This window comes from Breznakia pachnodae (assembly GCF_030814225.1).
In the GTDB taxonomy this organism is placed as follows: Bacteria; Bacillota_I; Bacilli_A; order Erysipelotrichales; family Erysipelotrichaceae; genus Breznakia; species Breznakia pachnodae.
Genome location: NZ_JAUSUR010000008.1, coordinates 189,770 through 208,454 on the forward strand (window position 1 = coordinate 189,770; position 18,685 = coordinate 208,454).

Genomic DNA, 18,685 nt, shown 5'->3' on the forward strand with positions numbered 1-18,685 from the left:
CCTTTCTCCATATTAAGTTAACTATACCTTTTCTTTCTATTAAAAAATAAAACCAATACTAATGAACTTAACATTAACAATAACGAATATATAGTTACATTACTGTGATCAGATAATACAGGATTACTACTTGGATATCCTGTTAAATTAACCTGTTCCTCTAAATCTGGTTTTATTGATGGTTTAGGACTTACAGGATCAGTAGGTTTTGGCTCAACTGGATCTACTGGTTTCGGTTTCTCAGGATCAACAGGATCTGGATCTGGGTCCGGATCTGGCTTTTCTGGATTAACTACTGTTTTCTTTTTCCACTGTGCATATAAATAGACGTCCTCGTAAATATCAAATACATCATTTGCATGATAACTTATTCCACTTCCATCTCTTTTTGTATTCCATCCGATAAATTCATATTCTTCTCTAGTTAAATCTGATTCATTCAATATCGTAACTGTATAACCTGGGGTATAAGGATTATGTACATCTACAGGAGCAGTTCCGCTTGTTTCACCGTTCCCGTCATAGATAACTTTATACGTAATTTTCTTCTCCTCAACTATATTAAATGTAAAAGGCTGAGGATTGCTCCCTTCATAACTATGAACAGTTGCTGCGTTAAGACCTTCTTCGTCTTCTCCTTGTGCCCATACATATAAGGTATATTCTCCTGTTTCCAGATTTGTATTATCTATTGTCGACTTTATTGTTTGTATCTTTAATACATCAGGTGTATCACCTTTACTGGTTCCATAAGCAACAATTTCACGACTTCCATCTGGAGTGGAACGAACAATTTTATATGCAAGATAATCGCCAATATAATCATCACTTTTTACTGTAATTGATTTTCCTTCTTCTACTTCTAATACAGTAGAAAAATCGATAGGTTCATCACTGACATTGGTAAGTGAATTCAACTGAACCTTATCACTTACCAATGTTAATTTATAGTTATTAATTCCATCATCTCCATCAGCATAATTCCAGAAACTATCATTTGTTTTATCTTCCTGAATTTGATTTGACAGCACTGGCTCATCTGGTGTAACTAAATGCGTCATAATTACGTTTTCTGGCACCAATTTAGTAATTGGTCGTATTCCGTTATAATCCCTAGAATATGAATATAACGTAACCTGTCCGTTTTCGTAAACAATATAAGTGTAACCAGAATCTGATTGTGCATAACTTCCATCTGGATTACGAAGCCAATAAGCAATAGGTTCCTTATACTTAGTCTGACCTTTATAAATATCTTCACCAACTTCACCAATACTGTAATCTAGCGATGTAGAAGTTTTTGGCAATCCATTAGAATTCCAAAATACTTTTCGATGTGACGGAAGTCCTGTATATGTTGATAAACCAAATGGAATATAGGCAATTGCATCGTATTCAGTAACTGGCCACTTACGAAACTCAATTACTCCTGATGCAAAATAACTTGTCCATTCCCCAGTCGTAAGATGATTTTTTACATATTGGTACATATCTCCAGGACTATCTGAATCAATTACAACTTCACTATGGTTCACTCCATCACCCTGCATAATTGCATAAGTATCAACCGTACTACGTCCAATCGAATTTAACTCTGCATCATAACTGATAGATGTATCGCTTTCTGTTATCTTAAAACTATTACCAAATCCAATTCTTGCAGGTAAATCTTCATAACCATATCGACCTGGATTGTTTAGTACAAATTGAAATGGCTGATATTTATAAGTATATTCATTATTCAGCCATCCATTTACAAATGATACGTGATAGTCAGCTTCTCCTGACATGAGTCCCATATGAGACCAACTCATTTTACCCATACCACTAAATTTAGATGCATCAATAACATACTCACTAAACAGAGCTAAGTTCCCATCAGTTGTAGTTCCATCTAAACTTCCATCCTCACCCATTACCCGCCAAAGGATTGGTGTTGGATTGCTTTCATAACTTGAGGCCTCTTTACCATAGAAATGGTACTTTGTACCATTCATCTGATTCATCGCTCCAAAATATACGCGATTTCCGATTAATTCATCGAAATTCACCCCATCATACGGTTGCCCAATTGCTGTATTATCTTGTACTGGCATATCTGCGTATATGCTGCCCCCAATACAATATGTAAGCAACAACGCAAAAAACAGGGCAGCTAATACTACTCTTTTCATTTTAAACATTGTTTTCACCCTTCGAAAATTCTTATGAATTTTCCTCTTTCTTTCTTGATATAATCACTTTTACATAAATTGAACTTGTGCCATATCGTTATAAAGACACACAGTTCTAAAAAAGGTTCTCAACTTTTTATTTTCTTATCCCTCCTCAATACGTTCACTTCCATAACGTCATTCATTTATTAGTCGTAGTAACTTAATATATCGTTCATTACTTATTTCTTTTTTTAAAAATCAAAAAAAAGAACATCACTAATAAAGTGATGTTCTCAAATTGTTTAACTGTAAATCTTTGCAGCATCTTTCCTGCTTCTATAATATTTTATTTACAACATAATCATAAGATCTTGGTGCATTTGCTTTTAAAGTTGCAGGATCATAGTAGTAGTAAACTACAATATTTGCTACCCATTCATAAGTATCATCTCTCATGTTACCACTAAATTTAGCTGGTATATTATTCTTTTCTGCATTAAAGATTGATACTAATTCTGGATCATTTGCAAATCCCATTGTGTAGTCATATGCATGAGTTGCTTCATGTAAAACAGTTGTTGAATAGTAACCTTGACCTTGTAACCAAAGTCTACCATCAGAATATGCCATTCCAAGATATGGATAAGGCAATGACAAGTCAATTGTTACAGTACTGAAGTGAGATGTATTGTACATTGCTGGTAAGTTAGCTAATTCATTCATATAAGCTTGAATTGTTGCGTCACTTACTCTGCTGTCTGTAGCAATAATTTTCCATCCACGTACGTATAAATTGTTTCTGTCTAGTGCTTGTGTAGTTGCAGCTGCTGATTGATCTCCACTGTAAGTGTAGTCTGAAGTATAACCTGAAGTTCCACTTCCACCACCTTGTACAACTTGATCTTGTGTAGCTGAATCTTGCACTGTTACTGTGAATGATTTTTGTGTTTTCAAATCATTCCAGTCTGTTGCGTTAACTACTACTTTATATTCTCCAGCAGTAGCTGTATCAACATTGTTTTCGCTAACTTCATAATCCAAATCACCATCTACACTATCGTATGCATGAATTTCTAATGCATCAACATTAAATTCACCACCAGTTGCGATTGTAACATCTTTACCTTCGATTACTGGAGGAGTTGTGTCATTAAGTTTTACATCAACTACATAAATGTTTTCGGCAATTTGCACTTGTTGATTTGTCATTTCACTGTCTCTGTTTACTGTTTCAACTCTGAATTGACGATTAAGATTGTTTTGTGAATCATTATTTGCATCAAGTTGTGCTAAAGAAATAACATTTTGTGAATCCTTTTTAAAATATTCATTAATGTTTGTTTCTATCGTATCTTCTGTTGCATATTCCATTTCCAGCGTAATACGATTTTCAGTGTCGCTACCGGCTCTTACACTATTGCTTAACCCAAAGTAATCATAACTGAATACAATCCCATAAAATACTCCTACCACTAATAATACAATTAAAAATCTTCTTAGTCCTACCTTCTTTTTCATGATTTAAAACCCCTTTCCCAAAGAATTTAGTAAATATCTTGGTAATTATCTCCCAAATAATTACCACATATGAAAGGGAAAATTTTACCTTTCCCTTTCCACCTATAATATAACAAAAATATGTTGAACACCCCAGCGAGATGCTCAACATATTTGTAAATTCGATATAAATTATAACAATTGTTAAAACTATTTTAACACAGTATTAATTTTCTGTTAAATTTTGCTTAAAAACACCTTATATGCCTGATAAGCTTCGTATACATCGACCTTAGAAACAATCTCCCAAGGAGCATGCATATTTAATACAGGAATACCACAATCAATAACATCCATATTAAGATTTCCTAAAATATAAGCGATGGTTCCTCCACCACCTTGGTCTACCTTTCCAAGTTCTGCAGTTTGGAAATGAATATTACCTTCATCCATTACATTACGTAGCTCAGCAATAAATTCAGGATTAGCATCATTACATCCACCTTTTCCACGAGATCCTGTGTATTTATTAAATACAACCCCTTTTCCAAGATATGCACTGTTCTTAGGTTCATTTACTTCTGCATATAGTGGATCAAAACCGGCACTAACATCACTTGATAACATTTTTGAATTTGTAAGTGCACGGCGTGTAGCAAGGTTTGTATCAAGATCATTAAGAGCGCACATTTCAGCAATCATATTTTCAAAGAAACGTGATTCCATTCCTGTAGCACCAATACTACCTACTTCTTCTTTATCTACTAATACACAACAGTTTGTGTATTCACATTCTTCAACATCTAAAATTGCACGAAGTGAAGTATATGCACATACTCTGTCATCATGTCCATAACCCATTACCATTGAACGATCTAGTCCATAGTCACGAGCATCTCCTGCAGGAACAATTTCAAGTTCTGCACTTAAGAAGTCTTCCTCTTCAATATTATATTTATCTTTTAACAATTTTAATAAATTTGCTTTTACCGCATCCTTTTCTGTATCCTTTAAAGGAATACTTGCAACTGTAACATCCAGTTTCTCACCTTCTACTACAACACTTGCAGTCTTTTGCAGTTGATCAGCAGATAAGTGAACTAACAAATCAGAAATACCAACTACTGGATCACCATCATTATCACCAATCGCAATCACTTGTTCACTTCCATCTTTACGATATACAACTCCATGAATTGCCATTGGTAATGTAACCCATTGATATTTTTTTATACCACCATAATAGTGCGTATCCAATAATCCAAAGTCGTTACTTTCATATACTGGATTTTGTTTTACATCCAAACGTGGTGAATCAATATGAGCACCAAGAATTCTCATTCCTTCATCTAATGGTTTCTTTCCCATTACAAATAAAACAATGTTTTTACCGCGATTAACTACAAAAACCTTATCATTTGGTTTTAGTTCTCTTTTTTCTTTAATGTAATCTTCTAAATCAGTAAATCCATGTTCTTTCGCTAAACGAACACCTTCACTTACACATAAACGTTCTGTTTTATTTTCAGAAATGAATTTACGATATTCTTCATTAAATTCAAATACATCCTTATAACTGTTTACTTCGTATTTACTCCATGCATTTTTTGCGTACATAATTACCTCCTATATCGCTCTAGTATATTTTTTTAGCCAAGCATTTTCTTCATCTGTTAGATAAGGGCTAATCTTTTTATATACTTCTTCATGGTAAGTGTTTAACCACACTTTCGTTTCTTCATCTAAATACTCTTTGTTAATCATATCCAAATCAATTGGTGCAAATGTAATTGTTTCAAAACTCATAAATTGTCCATATTCATTTTGAACATCCTTTTTTACAATCAATTCATTCTCGATACGAATACCATGACTTCCTTCTTCATATACTCCAGGTTCGTCTGTTACCACCATTCCTTCATACAATGGTGTATCTTCCTTACGAAACATCTTACGCCAACGGATTCCATGAGGTCCCTCATGTACCCCTAATGTAAACCCTACACCATGTCCGGTACCACTGCGATAGTCAATACCCATATTCCATAGTGGTTGACGAGCAAGAATATCTAAGTTGATTCCTGTACATCCAAATAAGAATTTCGCTCTTGATAATGCAGACATCCCTCTTAATACCAATGTAAAGTCACGTTTCCAAACTGGATTTACTTCACCAAGGGCAAAGGTTCTGGTAATATCTGTTGTCCCATTCATATACTGTCCACCAGAGTCCACTAGAAGCAGACCCTCTGGCTTTAATACATCCTTATTATCTTCGGTTGCATGATAGTGCATCATCGCTGCATTTGCATTATATGCGCTGATTGTATCAAAGCTTGGTTCAATAAATTCACTTTGATCTTCACGAAATGCTGTTAATGTACGATCAGCTAATACTTCATCGATTTCCATCTTCCCGATGTTATTCTTTAGCCAGTACATAAACTTCGTCACTGCTACACCATCTTTGATATGAGCAATTCTCAAGTTTTCAATCTCAACACTATTCTTGATTGCTTTCATCATGATCGTTGGATTTTCTTTTTCATACACATTCATTTCTTTGCTTACTTTTTCATATAATGTATAATTCACGATTTCAGGATCCAACCAAATAGTTCCACTTAGATCATCAACATCTGTATATACATCATCATATCCTTTGATACTAATACCATTTTCTTTAAGATAAGTCATTATATCATCTGATAATTTACGCTCATCACAATAGAATACACAACTATCTTTACCAATTACTAAATAAGATAAAATAACTGGTGTTGATAAAATATCTCTACCTCTGATATTAAGCAAGTATGCAATATCATCTAAACTTGTAAGAATATGATAGTTAGCATTTGCTTCCTGCATTTTAAATCTTACTTTTGCTAATTTACTTTCTACTGATTCACCAACATATTTAACATCTAGTAAAAATGCTGGTTTTACTTCTAAAGCAGGACGATCATTCCAAATGTCACCTACAAAATCAACATCAGCCAAAAGCTTACCACCCCTGAGGTCTGTTAATTGCTTTAACAATTTTCCCATATTGGTTGTGACGGTTCTACCATCAAAAGCAATTACACCTTTATCGGGAAGCTGATTACGCATTAACTCAAATGGCGTTTCTACTCCTTCTTCTCCTTGTTTCATAAAGATAATTTCACTACCTTTAATCTGATCCTGGGCTTGAATATAGTAACGACCATCACTCCATAAGTATGCATGATCAGTTGTTACAATCATAACTCCAGCAGACCCAGTAAATCCACTCATGAATTTTCTTGTCTGAAAATAATCACCAACATATTCACTGTTGTGATAATCACTTGTTGGGATATAGTAAATATCCACTTGATGTTGCTTCATCAATTCTCTTAATTTAAGAATTCTATCATTAATCATTTCTACATCACCTTTCTTTTTATATATTATTCACTAAAAAAAGAATACATGAAAGTATCCTTAAAATAGTTTTAAAACATCGTTAAAGGTGGCGAATACCATTAAAAATACCAGTGCTAATACTCCACCCCACATTAGAATACCCATTACCTTTTCATTTAATTTTCGACCCATTATCTTTTCAATAATTGTAATCAACACTCTACCACCATCTAAGATTGGTAGTGGAAGTGCATTCATAACACCAATATTAATTGAAAGAATAGCCAATAAACGAAGATAAGTTGTGAATCCACTTTCTGCAGCTTGCGAACTAATTTTAAATATTCCTACAGGACCACTTAATTGATCTAAATTTTTCCCTTGGAAAATTCTTCCCAGAGAATCAAATAATGCTGTAGAATTCGTTACTAAATCATCTGTACCATATTGTACCGCTTCTAATATTGAAATATCTTCATATTCTGTAGCAGGAGCATATACTCCAATTCGATACACTTCAGCTTGTTCATCATATAATGGAGTTAAGGTTAAATCAACTGATTCTCCATCACGATTCACTGTAAATGTTGCTTCTCCTGGGTTATAGTTAATAGCAGTTACAATATCATTGAATGTTTCAGGTTTTGAAACTTCTCCCGTTTCAAATGTAATCTTTTCTATTATATCGCCATCTTGAAAACCAGCTTCTTCAGCAATTGATCCTTCTTGCACCTGTGCAAACTCAGGACCTACAGGAAGTGCTCTTTCACCACTTGCGATGTTTAATCCAATGAAAACAACCCAAGCCAAAAGAATATTCATAATAATCCCTGCAGACATTACAATAACTTTTTTATATGTTTTGATTCCATTGATTGTACGTTCAAATGGAATATTCTCGTCCTTTTTTGTATCATCTTCTTCACCAGCCATCGATACAAATCCACCGATTGGTAATAAACGAAGAGAGTATTGCGTTTCTCCTACTTGTTTTTTGAATAAAACAGGACCCATTCCAATTGAAAACTCACCACAATAAACACCAAAACGTTTTGCAGTTAAGAAATGTCCCAATTCATGTATTAATACGATAATTCCAAGCAGGAATATAAAATATATAATTTGTAATAAAAAATTCATTAATTAATCCTCCAACGAACGTATCAAATACTCTCTTGTCATCTGGTCCGTTCTTTTTATATCATCAAACGTTGGTGATGATATGAATTCTATTTCTTTATATGCTTTAAAGATCAAATCTTCAATCTCTAAAAAGCTGATTTTCTTATTAATAAAAAAATCGACAGCTACTTCATCCGCAGCATTCAAAATTGCACCACTGTTTCCTCCACGCTTACCAGCTTCAAATGCCAGTTTTAATAAAGGATAGCGTTCATAGTTCATTTCCATAAAGTTGAGTGAACCAATCTTACATAAATCAAGAGATGGTGTCTGTTCTAGTGAGAGACGTTTAGGATATGTTAGCGCATATTGAATTGGAATTCGCATATCTGCTGTTCCTAATTGTGCAATTACACTTTTATCTTTATATTCAACCATTGAATGAATAATACTCTCTTTATTGATAATAACATCTATATGATCAAAATCAATATCAAACAAATAAAAAGCTTCAATCACTTCAAATCCCTTGTTCATCATTGTAGCACTATCAATCGTAATACGCTTCCCCATTGACCAGTTTGGATGATTTAAAGCATCCTCTACACTTACTGAAACAAGTTCCTCTCTGCTTTTATCACGGAAACTTCCACCACTGGCACTAATAATTAATTTATGTACCTGACTCTTTTCATTTCCCTGCAGACATTGAAAAATTGCAGAGTGTTCTGAATCAATTGGATACATCGTACCACCGTGTTCTTTCAACGCTTTCTTCACCAGTTCACCACCAGTTACTAAACTTTCTTTGTTTGCTAAGGCTAACACCATATGACGCTTAATTGTCTTTAGCGATGGCTCTAAACCAATAAAACCGACTAAAGCATTTACAACGACATCACCATCTAAATCTAATAATTTAGATACTCCATCCATTCCATAGAAGAATGTTTTATCAGAGTACTTTTTAGATAATAGAGTAGCATCATCTTCACTTTTTACACTAAAGTAATTACATGAAGGATACATAGTCATAATTTCTTCTAATTTATTTATATTACTTCCACATGCCATTGCAATAATTTCAAATTCAGTAGAATGTTCATTCACTACATCAATACACTGAGTTCCAATCGAACCAGTAGCACCTAACAAAATCAGGCGTTTCATAAAATTATTACCATTACTGCATAGAATGCAATCAAGTTAAACACAAGTGAATCAATTCGATCCATAAATCCCCCATGTCCTGGGAAGATGTTTGAAAAATCTTTAATATTGAAATGACGTTTGATTGCTGAAAATGATAAGTCACCAATCTGTGAAATAATTGGAAGCCATAAGCATCCAAGAATCATTAGTAGCATATTCATATCTTTAATTACAAACATTGCAAATAAGAATGATAATCCTGCACCAACTGCCCATCCACCAACTGCACCTTCTACAGTTTTCTTAGGTGATATCGTTGGCAACAATTTGGTTTTCCCAAATAGTGAACCGACAAAGTATGCACCTGTATCACAACCATAGGTCGCAAGCAGGATATACCAGATATACAGATGATTGTAATCATAAATATATGTAAATGACATACCAATCATATACAATATACATATAATCGCAATCACAAAGAATGCATCTTCGCTTGTAAATTGTTTTGTAAATATTGGAAATGCTAAGCTTGTTAAAACTAATAATGCAAATCCTGCAAAACTATATTTATCAGGAACAATGATTAGTGCTGCTGTTATTAAGAAACTTACAAATAGCATTGGTGTTGACAGAAACTTACGAGATGGTAATAGATTTACCAACTCAAATCCACCAACAATAATAACAATCGAGATTAATGCATCTAAAAAGTAACCACCTAACCACAGAGGTGGAATAACACAAGCAATGATGACAAGTGCTGTTATAATTCGTTTTATCATCTTACACTCCTCCAAATCTGCGGTCACGGTTTTCAAACTCATTTATTATCTCACGAAATCTTGCTTCATTCAATTCAGGCCATGCATAATCTACAAACACAAATTCACTATAAGCCAGTTGCCACAGTAAATAGTTCGATAAACGTTTCTCACCACTTGTACGAATTAATAAATCAATCTCTGGTAAACCATCCGTCATCAAGTACTTAGAAAACCCTTCTTCATCAATTTCAACATTTGCTGTACCATTTACTACATCTTGTGCATAGTGTCTTGCAGCTAAGGTAATTTCTCTTCTAGACCCATAGTTAATAGCAATTACCAGTTTTAAACCAGTATTACTTTCGGTTTGTCTAGCAGCTTCTTTAATTACGGAAACTGTTTCACTAGGAAAACGTTCCAATTCTCCTATATACATAACCTTTATATTATTTTCATTCAATTCTTTAATATATCGATTAAAAAACATTTTAGGTAATTTACACAAATATTCAATTTCCTTTGGTGGACGTTTCCAGTTTTCAGTACTAAAAGCATACAGAGTTAATGCTTCAATTCCCATCCGATTTGCCTCTAGTGCAATCGTACGAATTGTTTCAGCTCCCTGCTTATGTCCTTTTGTACGTTCCCAACCATGAGCCTTTGCCCATCGTCCGTTACCATCCATTATAATTGCTATGTGTTTAACCATAAATCTTCCTCCTAAATGAAAACCCACAAATTGTGGGTTAGGATTAAATTGACATTATTTCTTCAACTTTATCTTTTACTGTATCGTCAATTTTCTTTACATATTCATCAGTAAGTTTTTGAATACGTTCCTGTGCATCCTTTTTTAAATCTTCGTTAAGTTCATCGCTCTTTTTCGCAGCATCATTCGCATCACGACGAATGTTACGAATTGCAATCTTGCTTTCTTCTCCGATTTTTGACGCATCCTTACTAAGTGATTTTCTAGTTTCCTCAGTTAAAGGAGGGATATTGATTCTAAGTGTATCCCCATCATTGGTAACTGGATACCCAAGGTCTGCTGCATTAATTGCAGATTCCATATCTTTTACTAAACTTTTATCATAAGGTTTAATTGCCAATTGACGTCCCTCAACCACTTGGATTGAAGCCATTTGGTTAACTGGAGTTGGTGAACCATAGTAGTTCACTTCCACTCGATCCAAAATTGCTGGGTTCGCACGTCCTGTACGAATATCAACTAAATTGTGACGAAGTGTTTCAATTGCTTTTTCCATTCTTTCTTTTGTGTTATTTAAAATTTCTTGCATAACTATTCTCCTTTCTTAGATATAACTGTTCCATTTCCTTTTCCTTGAACAGCTTTTAAAATGTTTCTTCTTTCATTCATATTGAATACAATTAAATCAATGTCATTGTCCATACACATACTAGTTGCAGTAGAGTCCATAACTTGCAGACCTTGATTCAATAAATCCATGTATGTTAACTTTTCGTATTTCTTCGCATCCGGATTCTTTTTCGGATCTGAATCATATACACCATCAACACCATTCTTTGCCATTAAGATTACATCAGCTTTGATTTCAGAAGCTCTAAGAGCTGCTGTAGTATCCGTTGAGAAGTATGGTGAACCAGTACCAGCTCCAAAGATTACTACTCTTCCTTTTTCAAGGTGACGTACTGCTCTTCTGACAATAAAAGGTTCAGCAACTTTTTGCATTTCAATCGCTGTCTGAACACGAGTAGGTACTCCGATTTGTTCAAGTGAATTTTGTACTGCAATTGCATTAATTACAGTTCCTAGCATTCCCATGTAGTCTGCCTGAACACGATCAATTCCCATCTGTTCAACAATTTTACCACGAATGAAGTTTCCTCCACCAACCACAATTGCAAGATCAACACCTGAATCATGAACTTCTTTTAGTTCTTCAGCAAGTTTTGACAATACCTTAGGATCGAATGCATTTTCAGATGAAGATAGAGCTTCACCACTCAATTTTAATAGAACACGATTATACATTTTTAAACCTTCCTTACTTGATTATCTAATCCATATTAAATTATACATGATTTACGTATCTATTTCTACGCTAAAAACATGATTATTGTCTATTCCTAAAAAAAAGTCGCTTTATTAAGCGACTATTTTCCTGAAATTTGACTCATTACTTCTTCAGCAAAGTTTTCTTCACGTTTTTCAATTCCTTCACCAACTACGTAGCGAACAAATGTTACAACTTCAGCATTTGCTTCTTTCAAGAATTGAGCAACTTTTTGATCTGGATTCTTAAAGAATACTTGATCAATTAAACTTACATCTTGTAATGATTTTGAAAGTCTACCTTCAACAATACCTTTTAGTACGTTTTCTGGTTTCGAGTTCAAAGATTCGTCGTTTTTAAGAATTTCTAACTGAATTGATTTTTCATGATCAATAAAGTCTTGTGGCATGTGGTCACGAGAAATATATTGAGGAGCCATTGAAGCTACCTGCATAGCAATATCTTTCGCTACTTCAGCATTTCCACCTTTTAATACAACAAGTGCAGAAATTTTTCCACCCATGTGCATGTATGAACCAAATGTTTCATCATCTGATTTTTCAATAACCGCTACTCTTCTGAAAGAAATTCTTTCTCCGATTGTAGCAGTAGCGTTAGCTATTACTGTTTCTAATGTATCACCATTTACATCCAATGCTAATGCAGCAGCTTCGTCAGCTGGCTTAGCAGCAAGTAATACAGTTTGAATTGTATCTAACAATTCAATGAATTGATCATTCTTAGCAACAAAGTCAGTTTCTGAGTTTACTTCGAATACAACACCTGTGTTACCTTCAACAGCAACTCTAGTTAATCCTTCAGCAGCAATTCTACCTGATTTCTTTGCAGCTTTTGCAATTCCTTTTTCACGCAACCAATCGATTGCTTTTTCCATATCTCCGTCACATTCTTGAAGGGCTTTTTTACAGTCCATCATTCCTGCACCAGTTTTTTCTCTTAATTCTTTTACCATGCTAGCAGTAATATTCATATCTGTCAGCTCCTTTCTCTTTTTTTAATTCTTATTCTTCAACAGTTGTTTCAGTCTTTGGTGCTTCTTCTTTTACTTCAGCTGGTTTCGCTTCAGTTTTCACCTCTGCTGGTTTAGAATCAGTTCTTGTTTCTGATCTGTTATCTGTTGATCTGTTGTCATCTCTTTTTACGTAAGGTCTGTTGTTACCTCTTCTGTTGTCGTTGTTGTTACGTTTGTTGAAACGAGCACGTCTTTCTTCGTATTTTTGACGTCTTCTTCTTTCGTTTTCAGCAATTTGTTCTTCAACATTAACAATAACATCAGCCATTGTAACATCTGGTTCAGTATCATTAGCACAACTGTGAGCAACTGATAATAATCCACCTTTTGCTTCAACAATTGCATCCGCCATTAATGTAACCATTAATTTGATTGAACGCATAGCATCATCATTTGATGCGATTGGGAAATCTACTTCTTCTGGATCACAGTTTGTATCGATCATTGCAAATACAGGGATACCTAATTTCTTAGCTTCAGCAACTGCATTGTGTTCTTCTCTTGGGTCAATTACAAATAATGCATCTGGAAGTTTTTTCATTTCCTTAATTCCACCTAAGAAGTTTTCTAAACGAGCTTTTTGTTTACGGTATTGTGCTTGTTCTTTCTTAGTGTATACTTCGATTAATCCGCTTGATTCCATCTCTTCGATTTCTACCAAACGTTTAACTCTTTTTTGAATTGTACGGTAGTTAGTTAATAATCCACCTAACCATCTTTGGTTAACATAGAAACTTCCTGAACGTAAAGCTTCCTCTACGATAGTTCCTTGTGCTTGTTTCTTAGTTCCAACAAATAAAACTTTACCACCTTTTTCAGCGATTTCTTTTAATGCAGCATAAGCAACATCGATTTGTTTCATTGTGTCTTCTAAGTTAATAATGTAAACACCATTTCTTGATCCATAAATATATGGTTTCATTTTTGGGTTCCATTTTCTTGTGTGGTGTCCGAAATGTACACCTGCTTCTAATAATTGTCTCATTGAAACGATTGACATAAAATAATTCCTCACTCTCCGTTAGTCCGCCATCACTTCAAAAGCTGATAACTCATTTTCGCTAGGTTCTTTCCCGCTAGAGCACGGATCAGCAAATCCATGATGTGTGTATTTGCGCGATTACGCGCTTGTATATACTATCATAAACACTATCAAAATACAAGAAAACATTGAAAAAACCTGCATATCCCTTACATTTTTGAGCGTGGATGTGCTTCATTGTATGTTTTCTTTAGTTTTTCTTGTGTTACATGAACGTAAATTTGGGTTGTTGACAATGAACTGTGACCTAATAATTCCTGTACAATACGAAGGTCTGCCCCATTATCCAGCAGATGAGTTGCAAAGCTGTGTCGTAACATATGAGGATGAATATTCATCGTCAATAGACTTTTCTTTGCTTCTTTATCTAATAGATATTGTATACCTCGTGAAGTAAGTTGTTTACCTCGCTGATTCACAAAGACATTTTTCATCTTTGGATCCCCTACCCATTTCAATCGAACTTTTTTTAAGTAGTCCTGTAGTAATTCTCCAACTTCTTCATAGAAAGGTACAACTCGCTGTTTATCACCTTTCCCTGTTACAAATACTAGCATCTCATCGAAATCGATATTCTCTAACTGCAAATCCACTGCTTCACTCACACGCAAGCCACATGCATACATTAATTCAAATAATGCACGATTACGAATTCCTTCATCACTACTGCAGTCAATCCCAGATAATAACTGGTCAACTTCATCATAAAATAGAAACTCTGGAATCTTTTTAGTAGCTTTAGGTGCTTTTATGTAATGAAATGGATTATTAGTTATTCCAACATATTCATTAAGATAAGCAAAAAAGGAACGTAGTGATGATAGTTTTCTTGAAATACTGCTGTTCTTTAGTGCGCCCTGTCTGGTTGAACGATTACGTAATGCAACGATATAGTTGCTGACAACAATACGGTCAACCTCATTAAAGTCACTAATACCTTCACTATTCAAAAACTCGATAAACTCTTCAATGTCACGACGATACGCATCATTAGTATGAGCTGAACCTGAGTTTCGTTGATTTACATAGTTTAAAAATCGTTCAAGCAGCTCATTCATAGCGAATACTCTTCCTTAATCTTATTCATTGTTTCAATTGCTTGTTTCGCAAATGCTTCTTTACGTTCTTTTTTCTTAACCTTACCTTCCAGCTGCATAATTCCAAAATTAGCATTCATTGGCTGGAAATATTTTGGATTGGTATGTGTAATATAATAAGCCTGCGCACCAATTGCAGTTGTTGGTGGCAGTTCAATTAGTTCTTCATTCTTTAGTAGTCTAGCCATGTTGATACCAGCCAAGCATCCACTTGCACATGATTCAACATATCCTTCAACCCCACACATCTGTCCTGCAAAGAACAGATTATCTCGTTTATTAGATTGATACGTTGGCTTTAAACATCTTGGTGCACATAAATACGTATTACGGTGCATAACCCCATAACGTACAATGTTTACATTTTCCAAACCTGGAATCATTGATAAGATACGTTTTTGTTCTCCCCATTTTAAATGGGTTTGAAATCCTACAATATTATAGAGAGTAGCCGCTGCATCATCCTGACGCAGTTGTACAACTGCATATGGACGATGATCTTCATCCTTTTCTAATCCAACTGGTTTCATTGGTCCAAACAAAAGAGTCTTCTCACCTCTTCTTGCCATTTCTTCAAATGGCATACATCCTTCAAAGTATTGTTCTTCAAATTCTTTTGGTTTTACAACCTCCGCATGAATTAATGCATCATAGAATTTTTCAAACTCTTCTTTACTCATTGGACAGTTGATATAATCAGCATCACCTTTATCATAACGCGATTTAAAATACGCTTTACTAAAGTTAATGCTGTCTTTCTCAACAATTGGTGCTGCTGCATCATAAAAGTACAATTGTTCTTCATCAAACAACTTCTGAATATCTTTACTCAGTTCATCACTGGTAAGTGGTCCGGTTGCCACAATTACATTCCCATCAGGAATTGATGTTAATTCATCTTCAATCACTTCCACAAGTGGATGATTGCGAAGTTCATCTGTAATGTACTTTGAAAATCCCTGACGATCTACTGCTAAAGCACTTCCTGCAGGAACCTGATGTTTATCAGCCGATTTCATAACTAAAGAGTTGAGAATTCTCAACTCTTCTTTCATGATTCCAACGGCATTGTTTAATGAATTAGAACGTAGTGAATTTGAACACACTAATTCTGCAAAACCATCACTTTGATGTGCAGGTGTCATTTTCTTTGGTCGCATTTCATAAAGTTTTACTTTAATCCCACGGTTCACTAACTGCCAGCAAGCTTCGCTTCCTGCGAGTCCCGCTCCAATTACAATTACTTCTTCCATTATTTTTCCTCTTTTTTCTCAGTCTCTTCACCTTCAGGCTTTTCTTCCTTCTTAATGTAACGACATTTTGGGTATCCACTACATCCAATAAAGAATTTTCCATAACGTGATTTTCTCTTTACAAGTTCTTTGCCACACTCTGGACACATTTCACCTGTTTTTTCTGGTGGAGTCTTATCTGATTTAATATACTTACATTCTGGATAATTTGCACAAGCATAGAATTCTCCAAAACGTCCACGTTTTTTTACTAATGGTCCACCACAGTTTGGACATGTTTCATCAATCTTTTCACTTTCATCCTGTTTGATGTGTTTACACTCAGGATAATTGCTACAAGCTTCAAACTTACCATAGCGTCCATTACGGATTACCATATCACTACCACATTCAGGACACTTCTCTCCTGTTTTTTCTGGTTCGATTTTTTCCATTTCATCATATGCTTTTTCCAATAAAGGTTGGAAACGGTTATAAAAGTCTCTTAACTCTTTCACCATATCTTTTTCACCAACAGCAATTGCATCTAAGTCTTCTTCCATTGCTGCAGTATATTTAACATTAATTAAACTTTCAAAGAACTCTTGAAGTTTAGTATCCGTAAGTTCTCCTTGTTCCGTTGGAAAGAATACTCTAGTCTTTCCTGTTTCTGTTTGCTTTTTAAGTTCTGCATACCCTCTTGCTTGAAGTGTATCAATAATCATTGCATAAGTTGAAGGACGACCAATTCCTTGTTCTTCCATCTCTTTGATTAATCTAGCTTCACTATAACGCTTTGGAGGCTCTGTAAAGTGTTGTTTACCTTCTAATGTTACATTGTCCAGAATTTCTCCTACTTCCATTGTAGGTAGTAATTCATCTTTTGTAGATTCATAAGGTCCATACACTTTTAAGTATCCATCAAATGTTAATACATTACCGTTTGCACTGAATTCACATTCATTATTAATAATTGTTACATTTACACTATCACTCTTAGCAGGTGCCATTAATGATGCAAGTGTACGTGCATAAATCAATTTATATAAACGATATTGATCATTTGTAAGGTATTGTTTAATTGCTTCTGGTGTACGAGTGATATCAGTAGGACGACATGCTTCATGGGCGTCTTGTGATCCTTCCACTTTTTTCTGACGTGCAGTTCCAACATACTCTTTCCCATATTCATTTTTAATATAGTTAAAAGTAGCATCAATAAACATATCACTTAAACGAGTTGAGTCAGTTCTCATATATGAGATTAACCCTTCAACTCCAGTCTCAATTTCTACCCCTTCATACAACTTTTGTGCAACTTGCATTGTTTTCTTCGCACTGAAGTTTAACTTTGTAGATGCTTCCTGTTGAAGTGTAGAAGTAATAAAAGGCATCTTTGATTGCTTTTTCTTTACTTTCTTTTCAATATCAGTGACTTTGTATTCACCATCACATGCTGCAATAATTGCATCACTTTCATCTTTATTTGAAATTTTTGCTTTTTTACCTTTATATTTCTTTAGTTCAGCAATAAATTCATTTTGTTTCTTTTTAACCAATGCTTCAATTGTCCAATACTCTTCACTTTTAAAAGCACGAATTTCTTTTTCTCTTTCAACAATCAGACGTAAAGCAACAGATTGCACACGCCCTGCAGATTTTGACTTAATCTTATTTTGAAGAAGTTTCGATAGTTTAAACCCAATGATACGGTCAACCATTCTTCTTGCTTCTTGTGAATGTACCAATCCCTGATCAATTACTCTTGGATGTTCAAATGCTTCCAAGATTGCAGGTTTTGTTATTTCATTAAATACAATACGATTCTTATCGTCCATATCTAATCCTAATTCACTTGCTAAATGCCAAGAAATTGCTTCTCCCTCACGGTCAGGGTCACTTGCAAGATATACTTCATCGCTCTTCTTAGCTAATTCTTTTAATTGTTTAACTACATCTTTTTTATCTTTACTTATTTTATATGTAGGTGTAAAGTCATTCTCAACATCAATCCCCAATCCATCTTTCCCAGATGTGGCTAAATCCCTGATATGACCTTTACTTGATACCACGTTAAAATCTTTTCCCAAATATTTTTCAATCGTTTTTGATTTTGAAGGTGATTCCACAATAACTAGTTTTTTCATAAAATCCTCCGGTT

Annotated in this window: 15 protein-coding genes; all 15 read right to left on the reverse strand. The window is 34.5% G+C overall.

Features of this window, described 5'->3' with window-relative positions:
- Positions 1-17: 17 nt before the first annotated feature.
- On the reverse strand, positions 18-2,183 hold the full coding sequence (locus J2S15_RS18245; RefSeq protein ID WP_307411181.1) for an InlB B-repeat-containing protein: 2,166 nt from the start codon (positions 2,181-2,183) through the stop codon (positions 18-20).
- Positions 2,184-2,492: 309 nt separating this feature from the next.
- Positions 2,493-3,674: a bacterial Ig-like domain-containing protein gene (locus tag J2S15_RS18250; RefSeq protein WP_307411184.1), complete on the reverse strand. Its 1,182-nt coding sequence runs from the start codon at positions 3,672-3,674 to the stop codon at positions 2,493-2,495.
- Positions 3,675-3,890: 216 nt separating this feature from the next.
- Positions 3,891-5,270, reverse strand: a complete 1,380-nt coding sequence (locus J2S15_RS18255) for an aminopeptidase (RefSeq protein WP_307411187.1) — start codon at positions 5,268-5,270, stop codon at positions 3,891-3,893.
- Between the two features lie 9 nt (positions 5,271-5,279).
- Entirely contained in the window at positions 5,280-7,061 is a 1,782-nt protein-coding gene (locus tag J2S15_RS18260) for an aminopeptidase P family protein (RefSeq protein WP_307411190.1), read from the reverse strand.
- Between the two features lie 60 nt (positions 7,062-7,121).
- Positions 7,122-8,183 carry an RIP metalloprotease RseP gene (rseP, locus tag J2S15_RS18265; RefSeq protein ID WP_307411193.1) on the reverse strand — a complete coding sequence of 354 codons (1,062 nt, stop codon included), beginning with the start codon at positions 8,181-8,183 and terminating at the stop codon, positions 7,122-7,124.
- Positions 8,184-8,186: 3 nt separating this feature from the next.
- Positions 8,187-9,335: a 1-deoxy-D-xylulose-5-phosphate reductoisomerase gene (gene dxr / locus J2S15_RS18270; RefSeq protein ID WP_307411196.1), complete on the reverse strand. Its 1,149-nt coding sequence runs from the start codon at positions 9,333-9,335 to the stop codon at positions 8,187-8,189.
- The gene (locus J2S15_RS18275) at positions 9,332-10,102 is read right to left on the reverse strand and encodes a phosphatidate cytidylyltransferase (RefSeq protein ID WP_307411200.1); all 771 of its coding nucleotides are present in this window, start codon (positions 10,100-10,102) and stop codon (positions 9,332-9,334) included. Before J2S15_RS18275 ends, dxr begins: the two co-directional genes overlap by 4 nt.
- Position 10,103: 1 nt before the next feature.
- Positions 10,104-10,793 (reverse strand): undecaprenyl pyrophosphate synthase, encoded by a 690-nt coding sequence (gene uppS, locus J2S15_RS18280; RefSeq protein ID WP_307411203.1) that lies wholly within the window; start codon positions 10,791-10,793, stop codon positions 10,104-10,106.
- Positions 10,794-10,836: 43 nt separating this feature from the next.
- Positions 10,837-11,382, reverse strand: coding sequence for a ribosome recycling factor (gene frr, locus J2S15_RS18285; protein ID WP_307411205.1), 546 nt, complete (start codon positions 11,380-11,382; stop codon positions 10,837-10,839).
- A gap of 2 nt (positions 11,383-11,384) precedes the next feature.
- Positions 11,385-12,098, reverse strand: coding sequence for a UMP kinase (pyrH, locus tag J2S15_RS18290; protein WP_307411208.1), 714 nt, complete (start codon positions 12,096-12,098; stop codon positions 11,385-11,387).
- 122 nt (positions 12,099-12,220) lie between these two features.
- Entirely contained in the window at positions 12,221-13,111 is an 891-nt protein-coding gene (gene tsf / locus J2S15_RS18295; RefSeq protein ID WP_307411210.1) for a translation elongation factor Ts, read from the reverse strand.
- Positions 13,112-13,142: 31 nt separating this feature from the next.
- Positions 13,143-14,153 (reverse strand): 30S ribosomal protein S2, encoded by a 1,011-nt coding sequence (rpsB, locus tag J2S15_RS18300; protein WP_307411213.1) that lies wholly within the window; start codon positions 14,151-14,153, stop codon positions 13,143-13,145.
- Between the two features lie 191 nt (positions 14,154-14,344).
- Positions 14,345-15,253 (reverse strand): tyrosine recombinase XerC, encoded by a 909-nt coding sequence (gene xerC, locus J2S15_RS18305; RefSeq protein WP_307411216.1) that lies wholly within the window; start codon positions 15,251-15,253, stop codon positions 14,345-14,347.
- Positions 15,250-16,545, reverse strand: a complete 1,296-nt coding sequence (gene trmFO, locus J2S15_RS18310) for a methylenetetrahydrofolate--tRNA-(uracil(54)-C(5))-methyltransferase (FADH(2)-oxidizing) TrmFO (protein WP_307411220.1) — start codon at positions 16,543-16,545, stop codon at positions 15,250-15,252. Before trmFO ends, xerC begins: the two co-directional genes overlap by 4 nt.
- A complete protein-coding gene (gene topA / locus J2S15_RS18315; RefSeq protein WP_307411223.1) occupies positions 16,545-18,671 on the reverse strand; it encodes a type I DNA topoisomerase in 2,127 nt (708 codons plus the stop codon). The genes trmFO and topA overlap by 1 nt, the downstream gene beginning before the upstream one ends.
- Positions 18,672-18,685 lie beyond the last annotated feature (14 nt).

Coding starts and splice junctions, on each gene's coding strand:
- trmFO (WP_307411220.1), bottom strand. CDS start 16,545: ATGGAAGAAGTAATTGTAATTGGAGCGGGACTCGCAGGAAGCGAAGCT.
- J2S15_RS18260 (WP_307411190.1), bottom strand. CDS start 7,061: ATGATTAATGATAGAATTCTTAAATTAAGAGAATTGATGAAGCAACAT.
- rseP (WP_307411193.1), bottom strand. CDS start 8,183: ATGAATTTTTTATTACAAATTATATATTTTATATTCCTGCTTGGAATT.
- tsf (WP_307411210.1), bottom strand. CDS start 13,111: ATGAATATTACTGCTAGCATGGTAAAAGAATTAAGAGAAAAAACTGGT.
- rpsB (WP_307411213.1), bottom strand. CDS start 14,153: ATGTCAATCGTTTCAATGAGACAATTATTAGAAGCAGGTGTACATTTC.
- J2S15_RS18250 (WP_307411184.1), bottom strand. CDS start 3,674: ATGAAAAAGAAGGTAGGACTAAGAAGATTTTTAATTGTATTATTAGTG.
- xerC (WP_307411216.1), bottom strand. CDS start 15,253: ATGAATGAGCTGCTTGAACGATTTTTAAACTATGTAAATCAACGAAAC.
- dxr (WP_307411196.1), bottom strand. CDS start 9,335: ATGAAACGCCTGATTTTGTTAGGTGCTACTGGTTCGATTGGAACTCAG.
- uppS (WP_307411203.1), bottom strand. CDS start 10,793: ATGGTTAAACACATAGCAATTATAATGGATGGTAACGGACGATGGGCA.
- pyrH (WP_307411208.1), bottom strand. CDS start 12,098: ATGTATAATCGTGTTCTATTAAAATTGAGTGGTGAAGCTCTATCTTCA.
- J2S15_RS18245 (WP_307411181.1), bottom strand. CDS start 2,183: ATGTTTAAAATGAAAAGAGTAGTATTAGCTGCCCTGTTTTTTGCGTTG.
- J2S15_RS18255 (WP_307411187.1), bottom strand. CDS start 5,270: ATGTACGCAAAAAATGCATGGAGTAAATACGAAGTAAACAGTTATAAG.
- frr (WP_307411205.1), bottom strand. CDS start 11,382: ATGCAAGAAATTTTAAATAACACAAAAGAAAGAATGGAAAAAGCAATT.
- topA (WP_307411223.1), bottom strand. CDS start 18,671: ATGAAAAAACTAGTTATTGTGGAATCACCTTCAAAATCAAAAACGATT.
- J2S15_RS18275 (WP_307411200.1), bottom strand. CDS start 10,102: ATGATAAAACGAATTATAACAGCACTTGTCATCATTGCTTGTGTTATT.